This window comes from Halomonas sp. 707B3 (assembly GCF_024158645.1).
Lineage (GTDB): Bacteria > Pseudomonadota > Gammaproteobacteria > Pseudomonadales > Halomonadaceae > Vreelandella > Vreelandella lionensis.
On the sequence record NZ_JAMZBE010000130.1, the window covers coordinates 1 to 10,198 of the forward strand.

Annotated in this window: 11 protein-coding genes; 2 read left to right on the plus strand and 9 right to left on the minus strand. The window is 58.4% G+C overall.

What is annotated here, in order from left to right; all coding sequences use genetic code 11:
- Positions 1 to 313 precede the first annotated feature (313 nt).
- From ureG to BIS10_RS14685, 7 genes are all read right to left on the minus strand, one after another.
- A complete protein-coding gene (gene ureG, locus BIS10_RS14655) occupies positions 314 to 949 on the minus strand; it encodes an urease accessory protein UreG (RefSeq protein WP_044630219.1) in 636 nt (211 codons plus the stop codon).
- A 26-nt stretch (positions 950 to 975) separates the two neighbouring features.
- The gene (locus tag BIS10_RS14660) at positions 976 to 1,689 is read right to left on the minus strand and encodes an urease accessory protein UreF (protein WP_253506207.1); all 714 of its coding nucleotides are present in this window, start codon (positions 1,687 to 1,689) and stop codon (positions 976 to 978) included.
- Positions 1,679 to 2,224 carry an urease accessory protein UreE gene (ureE, locus tag BIS10_RS14665; RefSeq protein WP_253506196.1) on the minus strand — a complete coding sequence of 182 codons (546 nt, stop codon included), beginning with the start codon at positions 2,222 to 2,224 and terminating at the stop codon, positions 1,679 to 1,681. The genes BIS10_RS14660 and ureE overlap by 11 nt, the downstream gene beginning before the upstream one ends.
- 157 nt (positions 2,225 to 2,381) lie before the next feature.
- Positions 2,382 to 4,097, minus strand: coding sequence for an urease subunit alpha (gene ureC / locus BIS10_RS14670; protein ID WP_058579803.1), 1,716 nt, complete (start codon positions 4,095 to 4,097; stop codon positions 2,382 to 2,384).
- Positions 4,098 to 4,258: 161 nt separating this feature from the next.
- Entirely contained in the window at positions 4,259 to 4,567 is a 309-nt protein-coding gene (locus BIS10_RS14675) for an urease subunit beta (protein ID WP_089674735.1), read from the minus strand.
- 23 nt (positions 4,568 to 4,590) lie between these two features.
- Positions 4,591 to 4,893, minus strand: coding sequence for an urease subunit gamma (gene ureA / locus BIS10_RS14680; protein WP_016915359.1), 303 nt, complete (start codon positions 4,891 to 4,893; stop codon positions 4,591 to 4,593).
- Positions 4,894 to 4,926: 33 nt separating this feature from the next.
- Positions 4,927 to 5,811 carry an urease accessory protein UreD gene (locus BIS10_RS14685; RefSeq protein ID WP_253506198.1) on the minus strand — a complete coding sequence of 295 codons (885 nt, stop codon included), beginning with the start codon at positions 5,809 to 5,811 and terminating at the stop codon, positions 4,927 to 4,929.
- Between the two features lie 290 nt (positions 5,812 to 6,101).
- Here BIS10_RS14685 and BIS10_RS14690 point away from each other — a divergent pair, with 290 nt between their 5' ends.
- Entirely contained in the window at positions 6,102 to 7,454 is a 1,353-nt protein-coding gene (locus tag BIS10_RS14690) for a PepSY domain-containing protein (protein ID WP_253506200.1), read from the plus strand.
- Between the two features lie 17 nt (positions 7,455 to 7,471).
- Here BIS10_RS14690 and BIS10_RS14695 read toward each other — a convergent pair whose 3' ends face one another.
- Both BIS10_RS14695 and BIS10_RS14700 read right to left on the minus strand, forming a co-directional pair.
- A complete protein-coding gene (locus tag BIS10_RS14695; protein WP_253506202.1) occupies positions 7,472 to 8,002 on the minus strand; it encodes a copper chaperone PCu(A)C in 531 nt (176 codons plus the stop codon).
- Between the two features lie 48 nt (positions 8,003 to 8,050).
- Complete coding sequence (locus BIS10_RS14700; RefSeq protein ID WP_253506203.1) at positions 8,051 to 9,424, minus strand: diguanylate cyclase; 1,374 nt, start codon at positions 9,422 to 9,424, stop codon at positions 8,051 to 8,053.
- Between the two features lie 260 nt (positions 9,425 to 9,684).
- Between BIS10_RS14700 and BIS10_RS14705 the strand changes: the two genes are divergently transcribed.
- Entirely contained in the window at positions 9,685 to 10,134 is a 450-nt protein-coding gene (locus BIS10_RS14705; protein WP_253506205.1) for an antitoxin Xre/MbcA/ParS toxin-binding domain-containing protein, read from the plus strand.
- The last annotated feature ends 64 nt before the right edge of the window (positions 10,135 to 10,198 follow it).

The following is a 10,198-nucleotide window of genomic DNA, read 5'->3' on the forward strand; positions in this document are numbered from 1 at the left end:
GGGCATGGCACTGTCTGGGTGAATGGCGATAATGGCTATATTGCCATGCAGGTCAGTGGGTTAGAAGTGCTTCCGGGGGCCGGTCTCACGGATTCAGGAATAAATTAAAGCTACAAAACACCTTTACATAACATGAGTTAAGGATATCAACAGCTTATCAGTTCATTGTAGAAATGTGGTGGCCAGGGATGGCCCGTTTTGGCAGGATCTCACCTAAACAACTGCAACTGCCCAGCCTTTCATACCATCAAAGCTGGGCAGTTTTTTATATCTGCTAATTATACCTTCTAATTATACCTATATCTACTTCCGTTTAATGTGTTACAGCGGCCCTTGGGCGACGCTCGTCCAGCATGCCTTTATCGAGAATAAAGCGGATGATCTCTTCAAGCCCGACGCCATCGTAGAGGTTGGTGAACACGAACGGGCGCTCGCCGCGCATCTTTTTCGAGTCGCGCTCCATCACTTCCAGTGAGGCGTGGACCTGCTCGGCAATATCGATTTTGTTGATAATCAGCAGGTCGGATTTGGTGATGCCGGGACCGCCTTTGCGGGGAATTTTGTCGCCTGCCGACACGTCGATCACGTAGAGCGTTAAATCAGAAAGCTCGGGGCTAAACGTGGCGGAAAGGTTGTCACCACCGGACTCCACCAGCACTAGCTCCAGCTTGGGATGACGGGCGTGTAGCTCATCAATCGCCGCTAAGTTCATCGAGGCATCTTCCCGAATCGCCGTGTGCGGGCAGCCGCCGGTTTCTACGCCGAGAATACGGTCGGCGGGCAACGCATCGTGCTTGAGCAGGAAATCGGCGTCTTCGCGGGTATAGATATCGTTGGTGACAACGGCAATGTCATAGTGGTCGCGCAGTGCGGTACAGAGCTGCTTGAGCAGGGCGGTTTTACCTGAACCGACCGGGCCACCCACGCCAACGCGTAAACAGTGAGTCATGGTTTTCTCCTAAATAACAACGCTCATTAGCTTCTAAACAAACGGGAATATTGGGTTTCGTGTAGGGCGCTGGCCAGCGCCACACCGGGCAGCGCGGGGCCGAGTTCGTCATCGTCTAGCCGCTGGGCCTTCTCAACGGCACTCACCAGCTCGCCACGTAACTGCTCGATAATTCGCTGGGCAGCAGTGTGGCCCAACGGCAGCGCTTTACAGGCCACCGCGAGCTGGTTTTCCAGCCACGCCCAGCTAAAGCCGAGCTGCGCTTGACGCACAGGGATGCCGCGCTGGTAGGCCGCCCAGGCAAATAGGGTCACATAGCCTGCCTGCACCGGTAGCAAGGGCGTGAGTGAGTCTTCACTAGGCAGCCCTTCATGTTTGGGTAATAGGTCGAGACTCCCCAGCAGCCGCTTCAGCGATGCACCCAAGCGGCTGTCTTCAGCGGCGAGTTCAGCGGTTTCACGGGTGGCGGCCAGCCAGTCGTCCCACTCTGCCACAGCAGTGCCATCTTGCTCCTCGAAAGCGCGATATAGCCGCTCGATCAGCGGCAGCTCACAGCAGCTTATGCCATCTTCCAGCACGCCGGATAGCCACTGAGAGAGGCTGGGCTCATCACTCACCCAGCCCAGTTCAAAAGCGCTCTCTAGCCCTTGGGAAAAGGCGAAGGCACCAATGGGCAGCGCGGGACTGACGAGCTGCATCAGCCCTAGCAGGGCGAGGTCTGAGGGCTGTTCAGTGGGCATGGTGGTGCTCATGCGAGTGGTCGTGGTCGTGGTCGTGGGAATGAGCGTGCCCATGGCCGTGGCTGTGTGAATGACCGTGCGAATGCCCACCGCCCACTTGGTTGTAGGCGCCCGGTTCGGGGTCGAAGGTGGCGTTGTGGTGCTCAAGTGTGGCACCCAGCAGCTCGGCCAGCTCTTCGAGGACGTGGTCGGGTGGGAAGCGCACCCAGCCGCCCTGCTCGTCTTCACCCAGCGCCAGCTGCACATGGCGATTGCCGAGGTGGTACGCCAGCCGGGCCAGCGGTAAGCCAGTACTCACTCGCGCGGTCACCACGGGTTCGATAGCGGCGCAAATGCGCACGATCTTGCCGTTTTCGGCTTTCAGGCCTTCGCCATCGCGCAGCACGGGGCCGCGATCCAGAAACAGCCCCAGCGGCTGGCCGCTGTCGCTTTCGGCTTTTAAGCGGCCGCGAATGCGTAGCTCAAAGGGCAGTGTCAGCGTGTCGCTGGCGGTGCCCTCATCTATGGGGCCGAGGCGTTCAATCAGTTTCAACATCGATATCGTCCTGGTATAGCCTTTGAGGCTCGCCGGGAGCAGCCCTACGAGAGGGCGCTGTGAATACATCCCTGTACGCTACTTTTGCCATCCATGGCAAAAGACCCTCTCTACGGGCTGCTCCCGGCTCTCGTGTCACGTGGGGTATACCCTACATTCAAAACAAGTGATACCGCTGCGCCAGCGGTAGCTCGGTCGCGGGTTCGCAGGTGAGCAGTTCGCCGTCGCAGCGCACTTCGTAGGTTTGCGGGTCGACGGTGAGTTCTGGGCAGGCATCGTTGAGCTTCATATCTTTTTTACGCACGCCGCGCACGTTCTTACAGGCGGAAAGCGTGCTTTGTAAGCCAAGGCGCTCTTTAATGCCCGCGTCAATCGCCGCTTGGCTGACAAAGTTGAGCCGTGTTTGGCTGGCGGCGCGGCCAAAGGTGCCGAACATGGGGCGGTAGTGCACCGGCTGCGGCGTGGGGATGGAAGCGTTGGGGTCGCCCATCGGTGCCCCGGCAATCATGCCGCCTTTCAGAATCAGTGCGGGTTTGACGCCAAAGAAAGCGGGCTTCCACAGCACCAAATCCGCTAGCTTACCGACTTCAATCGAGCCGACTTCATGGGCAATGCCATGGGTAATGGCGGGGTTGATGGTGTACTTGGCGATATAGCGCTTGGCGCGCAGGTTGTCGGCCCCTAACGCTTCATCTTCCGGCAACAGGCCGCGCTGCACTTTCATTTTGTGGGCGGTTTGCCAGGTGCGGCAGACGACTTCACCTACGCGACCCATGGCCTGGGAGTCGGAGGCGATCATCGAGATCACGCCCAGGTCGTGGAGGATATCCTCGGCGGCGATGGTTTCGCGACGAATGCGTGAATCCGCAAAGGCGACATCTTCGGGGATATTGGGATCCAGATGGTGACAGACCATGAGCATGTCGAGATGCTCGTCGATGGTGTTCACCGTGTAGGGCCGCGTGGGGTTGGTGGAGGACGGCAGCACGTACTCTTTGGAGCAAGCGGTGAGGATATCTGGGGCGTGGCCGCCGCCTGCGCCTTCGGTGTGGTAGGTGTGAATGCCGCGCTCTTTAAACGCCGCAAGGGTGTCTTCCACGAAGCCGGATTCGTTGAGCGTATCGGTGTGGATGGCGATCTGCACATCGTACTTTTCCGCCACGCTTAAGCAGGTATCAATCGAGGCGGGGGTGGTGCCCCAGTCTTCATGCAGCTTGAGACCCATCGCGCCCGCTTCCAACTGCGCTTCGAGCCCTTCCGGCAGGCTGGCGTTGCCTTTGCCGAGCAGGCCGATGTTCATGGGCAGGTCATCTACCGCTTGAAGCATTTTGCCAATGTGCCACTCGCCGGGGGTGCAGGTGGTGGCGTTGGAACCGGTAGCGGGGCCAGTGCCGCCGCCCAGCATGGTGGTAACACCGCTCATCAGCGCTTCTTCGACCTGCTGGGGGCAGATGAAGTGGATGTGGGCGTCGATGCCGCCTGCGGTGAGGATTTTGCCTTCGCCCGCAATCACTTCGGTGCCGGGGCCAATCACGATTTCCACATCAGGCTGGGTATCGGGGTTGCCTGCTTTGCCGATGGCGGCGATGCGGCCGTTTTGCAGCCCTACATCGGCTTTGACGATGCCCCACCAGTCTAAAATCAGCGCGTTGGTGATCACGGTGTCCATCACCGTGGCATCCTGGCGCTGGCTTTGGCCCATGCCATCGCGGATGACTTTGCCGCCGCCGAACTTCACTTCTTCACCGTAGTGGGTGGCGTCTTTTTCGACTTGGATCCACAGCTCGGTGTCGCCCAGGCGCACGCGGTCGCCTACGGTGGGGCCGTACATATCGGCGTAGGCTTGCCGACTGATCTTATTTACCGGTTTCATATTTGCCTCTGCCTCAAGCGTTGAGTCCAGTGCTGGGCGGCCATCGTCTGTGTGACACGCTGTGAATACATCCCTGTAAGCTTGACTGCGCCATCCATGGCGCAGACAGTCACCCAACCGATGCCCGCCCTACCGTCGGTTGTTCTTTATTAATCCGTTGGCTAATCGAGCGGCCCCATCACATCGCCACGGAAGCCGTAGATTTCCCGCTTGCCGACAAACGGAATCAGCGTGACTTCGCGTGTTTGGCCGGGTTCGAAACGGATAGCGGTTCCGGCGGCGACGTCCAGGCGGTAGCCACGGGTTTTATCGCGGTCAAACACCAGCGCGGGGTTGGCTTCAGCAAAGTGGTAGTGGGAGCCAAGCTGAATGGGGCGGTCGCCGGTGTTGGCCACCTCCACGGTGATACGCTCGCGACCCGCGCACAGCTCGATATCACCCTCTTGTAACTGATACTGTCCTGGAATCATGGCGCTCTCCTAACGGTGGATGATTAGTTGATCGGCGTGTGAACGGTGACCAGCTTGGTGCCGTCGGGGAAGGTGGCTTCCACCTGTACTTCATCGACCATCTCCGCCACGCCTTCCATCACGTCGTCTCGGGTGAGGATTTCGCGGCCGTAGCTCATTAAATCCGCCACGCTGCGGCCATCTCGCGCGCCTTCCATAATCTCAAAGCTGATCAGCGCTACCGCTTCGGGGTAGTTCAGTTTTAAACCACGCGCTTTGCGGCGCTCGGCAAGCTGGGCGGCGGTAAACAGCATCAGCTTGTCTTTGTCTCGTGGGGTCAGTTCCATGGAGTGTCTCCAGCGTTATCAGCGTGTTGCCAATTAAGTTAGCCAAATGCGCGGCGTGTGCGCTTCGCGCTCGACCCAGCGCGGCCGTAGCAGGTGCCAGGCCTGCTCACACAGCGCCCAGGCTTCGTTACGAGAAGTGCCTAGATAGCGCAGCAGCAGTACGCCGTGGCGCACGGTTACCGCCCAGCGGGGGTTATCCGGCAGCGCTTCACGCAGTGCTTCAATGGCCGCAGCGGCATCGTCAATACCCACCGCCCAGAGCGTGGCCTGCACCGTGGCGCCGCCCTGCCCCCAGCGGCCCGCAAAGCGTGGGTGCGCGGGGTCCAGCGGCTGGCGTTCAAGCCATAGCGGCTTGCCATCCAGGGTTAAGCGAAAGTGCTGTTCGATGCGCCCCGTGACATAGGGCAGATCACTGGCCGGGCGGCCGAGTGCCATCACTTCCCAGCCTAGGCAGCGGGCATTGCCCTGCAGCGCAATATGGGTGCGTTGAGTGCCCTTTGAGCCGTTAAACGCGATGGTTTCCTGGGGTAGCCACTCTAAGGTGCCGCCCTCTTCTACCGTCAGCTCGGTGTGCTGTGTCCAGGCCACGCCTTGGCTGTCGGCTTTGTAGAGCTTATTGGCAGCGGGTGTGGTGAGCAGCGCATGGGCTTCGCGCTCGATATGAGCGCGGATGGTTAGCGCATCACCGCTCACGAGCCCGCCGGGCGGGTGCAATACGTAAACGTGGCACGCTTCCTGGCTGCCTTCTGGGTAGAAGGGGCGCTGTACCCGTAACGGCCCTTGGTGACGCGCTTGCACTAACCGAGTCACGCCATCGCGGTTGGCAAAACGCAGGGCCAGCGAGGCGGCCCAACGGCGCTCGGCGTCAAAGCGGTGGCCGGAACCAGCAGCGGGTGGGGCGAGTTCGCTCAACATCATGGGGCGCTGTCGCTTTCTGGTGGATTCATCATTGCCTTATAAATGCAAAGAATGCGCCAAAATGGTGAAAGGCGCTTTTTTACCGTCATAAAGACCTTTTTTTGAGCCTCAACCCTCTTGCCCAGCCCTCCAGCGCACCAAATATGTGCATATAGCCATCACAATGCACCTAATTAGCGCTTATGGCAGTGACACCATGTCACTCTCGGTAGCTCTTTACGTTTTTCCCCCTTCCGCTACCCTCTACTGCTTTTCAAGCGGGCCCGCTCGCGACCTAGATAGGAATGATCATGCCTGCCTCTCCATCAAGACGCCTTGCGTCGCTCGACTTGTATCGCGCTGTTTGGCGCTGGCATTTTTATGCAGGCCTGTTAGTCCTGCCTTTTTTAATCGCGCTCTCGCTGACCGGGGCGCTGTATTTATTCGATGACGAGCTGGATGCGCTGATTCATTCAGATCTCAAGCGCGTGGAAGTTCAGCAGACCACCCAGCCTGCCGCCTCACTCGTGAGTTCGGCACTGCAGGATTACCCCGGCACGGCGGTGACATACACCTCGCCCGCCACCCCGGGAAGCTCAGCGGAAGTGACCGTTAACTCACTAACCGGCGAACGGCTGGCCGTGTACGTCAATCCCTATACGGCTGAGGTGCTTGGTTCGTTGGATGACCGGGGCACGGTGATGTGGACCGTTCGCTACCTGCATAGCTTCAAGTTCTTCGGGCAAACCCCGCGCAAGCTGATTGAGATTGCCGCGGGCTGGTCGATTTTGTTGGTCGCCACCGGCATTTATCTCTGGTGGCCGCGCAACGGCAGGGGCGGCGTGGTGAGCGTGCGCGGCAAACCCAAAAGCCGAGTGTTCTGGCGCGACCTGCACGCGGTGCTGGGTATCTTTATTGGTGGGTTCATTGTGTTTTTGGCCCTTACCGGCATGCCGTGGTCGGGCGTTTGGGGTGCACAGGTGAACGAATGGGCCAACGGCAATAACTTTGGCTACCCGGCTGGCGTTCGGGTGGACGTACCGATGTCCAACGCCTATTTAAGCGACCAGGGCAACACCAGCTGGTCGCTGGAGCAGGCGCGAGTGCCAGAATCCATACAGCCTGCCGTTCCTGCCCCGCGCATTGGGTTGAACAACGCCGTGGCTCAGTTAGAAGCGCTGGGCCTACAACAGGGCTACACGGTCAATCTGCCCAACACGGCTGCCGGGGTGTATACCGGTTCGATTTATCCCGATGACTTAACCCAGCAGCGGGTGATTCACCTTGATCAATATAGCGGTGAGCCGCTGCTCGATATGAGCTACGCCGACTATGGCCCGCTAGGCCGCTGGCTGGAGTTTGGGATTAACGTTCACTTGGGGCAGGAGTTTGGGCTTATCAATCAGCTTTTCCTGCTGGCGGTATGCATCGCCATCATCGTGATGTGCGTGGCCGCAGGCGTGATGTGGTGGAAGCGTCGCCCATCAGGTGCCATGGGCGTGCCGCCCTTGCCCACCGATAAACGCGTGTTTCGTGGGCTGATCGCCCTTCTCGTGATTGGCGGCGTGCTGTTTCCGCTCGTTGGGGCGTCTTTGATCGTGATGCTGATCATCGACTGGCTGATCGTGCGACCACTTCAGGAACGCCCCGCTCGCCAAAGCTAACAGGGCGATGGGCCGACTTAGTGCGCCGCGTGCCCATGATCATGGGCACCTTCATGGTGGCTCCCTTCCGGAGAGGCACCCACTGGCAGCACCTGAAGCTCAATTTCCATCGGCTCGGCGTGCTGGAATTCCAACGTCACAGGGACGGGCTCATCCTCAACAATGGGTGAGCCTAGTTCCATAAACATCAAGTGCAAACCGCCCGGCGCTAGCGTGACACTCTCTCCTGCCGGTATCTCAATGCCACCGGGCAGGGGTGCCATGCGCATCACATCGCCGTCCATCTCCATAATATGAATCTCGACACGCTCGGTGAGCGGGCTAGTCGCCCCTAGCAGCTTGTCATCGCCATCGCCATGATTGGTGAGAGTAACAAAGCCACCGCCCGCCCCGGCCCCCGGCGGCGTTGCACGGGTCCAGGGTTGCGCCACTTCAATAGAGGAGTGGCCTTCCATGGCATCCGAGTGGTCGCTGCCATGATGAGTCGCCATCAGCGGCGTGCTCATGAACAGCAGTGCGGTTAACAGCATAAAACGGCGCATCAACATAGTGTTCTCCGTGGGTAACATCGCCAAAACCTAGCGCTTACCGCGATATTACTCAGTGACAGCGGCAACCACCACCCGATCACGCCCGCTGCGCTTCGCTTGGTACAGCGCTTGGTCGGCGCGCTGCATCGAGCGTTGGTAGTCTGGGTGGCCATCATGAAGCGTAACCCCGACGCTCACAGTGACGTTCAGTAACGTATCGGCAGCGGCTAACATCGGCTCTTTGGCCACCGCATGGCGCAGCCGTTCGGCAAACAGACGGCTGCCGTCTTGATCCGTATCCACCAGCACAATCAGAAACTCTTCACCGCCCATACGAAACACGTAGTCGCCGCCTCGGGTCGAGCGGTCAAGAATGCTGGCTACCTGCTGCAGTACGTTATCGCCAGCATCATGGCCATGGGTGTCATTAATTGATTTGAAGTGATCAATATCCACCATGAGCAGAGCAAAACACTTCTCCGAGCGCCGGGCGAGCTCAATTTCACGGTTTAGCACCACCGGGAGAAACTTACGATTGAGCAGGCGCGTTAGGCTATCCCGGCCCGCTTCAAGCCCCGAGGCGCGATCCAGAATATCGTCTAGCAGCATCAAAATTGTGCGCGCCGCATCACGAATGTTACTCAACGCGGCCAAACGAAACTGGCTATCTGGGTCGCCTAGCTGAGCGAGCCACTGCTCATCCACAAGGCGAATATGCCGGGAAATGGTGGTGATTTCCGGCGCGCCCTCAAAGGCGTGGCACGCTTTATGGTGATACCAAAGCCCAAACTCAGAGCTGGCTAATCGGGGCAAGGCGCTGGTCGCCTGCTGCGCGGCCACAGCAAACATGAGCGCGTTCTCCCAATTAAGCAGTGCGGAGCGCTGGCGCTCGCGCTCATCACCAATACTCTGGGTTAAAGAGAACAGCTTATAGGCTTCTTCCATACGGGTATTACGATTATTCGCCACTGAATAGGCATGGCTCATTATTTCCATGGCCATATCAATATGATCAGACACGTAAACCGCTGCATCGCCGGAAGAGAGTTCAGCGCTAAAGGTGCTGTTAATGTGCTCATAAAGCGCCTGCTTTAACTGCCGTGCGCCATTAAGTACCAAGTTCACCGGGATATCGATACGCGCATGCACCTGGCCGACTTTTTCCTGCTGCTCGACCAGGGATTCAAAATCGGCGTGCTCGACGGCAAACATAGCGCTCAACCAGCGCTGCATAGAGGGATGCAGGCGATTTTTCACTTGGTCATGGGAGAGAAACAGCGAGGCGTGGGGATCCTCCATCATCACCTGATAGAAGTGATCAGCAAAATAGTCGCGGCGGGACTCCACCAGCGTCTCCACTGCTTGGCGAAGCGCCACAGGCGTACGCTCAAGGAGTGCTTGCCACTCAGCGGCGAGCTGATGTTTATCTTTATAACGCATACCCCACCCGATGGTTATTGTTGAAACCCGCCATGTTACACATAAAACAGGATAGCCAATACGGACCCAACTCAGGGTTTTAAACAACCCCCCTCTTTTTTAAAGCCTACATAAGCGGACAGAGTGAGTGTGGATAATCCAACCTGACGAATAAAGCCTATTTTTATACAAGCGTTTTACCGTTCATTACCCTTGACGGAACACCAAGCCCGCTGTATATCAATTGATACATCATTGAATTATCAAACGAGTATGGCGTCATGGATATTCACTTTTCTCAATACCAGCCCCCCAAAGCGGTCGCTTCCGGATTCTGGCAGCAGATCGGCTTGCCTGCCCGGGGCCGTAAGCTGCATGAGCTGCTACATGCAGGCGTCGCATATCGTGTTTATCCCCAGCTTGCCAAGGTGTCAGGTATTGAGCAGAAAGCGCTGGCACGCTATGTGGATATCCCTTCTGCCACGCTGAGCCGCCGTGCCAAGTCGGGCCGTTTCAAGATGGCGGAAAGCGACCGGTTATATCGCTTTGCCGAGTTGTTCAAGGCGGCGCTGGATCTGTTCGAGGGTGACGCGGAGGGTGCCCGTGCCTGGCTGCTCAAGCCCAATGCCGGGCTAGGCGGGCGTCGCCCCGTCGAAATGAGCGCCACCTCGGCGGAGTACCAAACGGTACTGAACCTGATTGGGCGGTTGGAGCACGGGGTTTCGGTATGAGCGAGGTCACCGCTTACCGGCTGGTGAAGCGCAAGTTTCAGGAGAGCGCGTTTGATGGCGAGGG

Bases quoted from the DNA above. Each gene is read 5' to 3' on its own strand.
- ureG (WP_044630219.1), bottom strand. From the start codon at position 949: ATGACTCACTGTTTACGCGTTGGCGTGGGTGGCCCGGTCGGTTCAGGT.
- BIS10_RS14660 (WP_253506207.1), bottom strand. From the start codon at position 1,689: ATGCCCACTGAACAGCCCTCAGACCTCGCCCTGCTAGGGCTGATGCAG.
- ureE (WP_253506196.1), bottom strand. From the start codon at position 2,224: ATGTTGAAACTGATTGAACGCCTCGGCCCCATAGATGAGGGCACCGCC.
- ureC (WP_058579803.1), bottom strand. From the start codon at position 4,097: ATGAAACCGGTAAATAAGATCAGTCGGCAAGCCTACGCCGATATGTAC.
- BIS10_RS14675 (WP_089674735.1), bottom strand. From the start codon at position 4,567: ATGATTCCAGGACAGTATCAGTTACAAGAGGGTGATATCGAGCTGTGC.
- ureA (WP_016915359.1), bottom strand. From the start codon at position 4,893: ATGGAACTGACCCCACGAGACAAAGACAAGCTGATGCTGTTTACCGCC.
- BIS10_RS14685 (WP_253506198.1), bottom strand. From the start codon at position 5,811: ATGATGTTGAGCGAACTCGCCCCACCCGCTGCTGGTTCCGGCCACCGC.
- BIS10_RS14690 (WP_253506200.1), top strand. From the start codon at position 6,102: ATGCCTGCCTCTCCATCAAGACGCCTTGCGTCGCTCGACTTGTATCGC.
- BIS10_RS14695 (WP_253506202.1), bottom strand. From the start codon at position 8,002: ATGTTGATGCGCCGTTTTATGCTGTTAACCGCACTGCTGTTCATGAGC.
- BIS10_RS14700 (WP_253506203.1), bottom strand. From the start codon at position 9,424: ATGCGTTATAAAGATAAACATCAGCTCGCCGCTGAGTGGCAAGCACTC.
- BIS10_RS14705 (WP_253506205.1), top strand. From the start codon at position 9,685: ATGGATATTCACTTTTCTCAATACCAGCCCCCCAAAGCGGTCGCTTCC.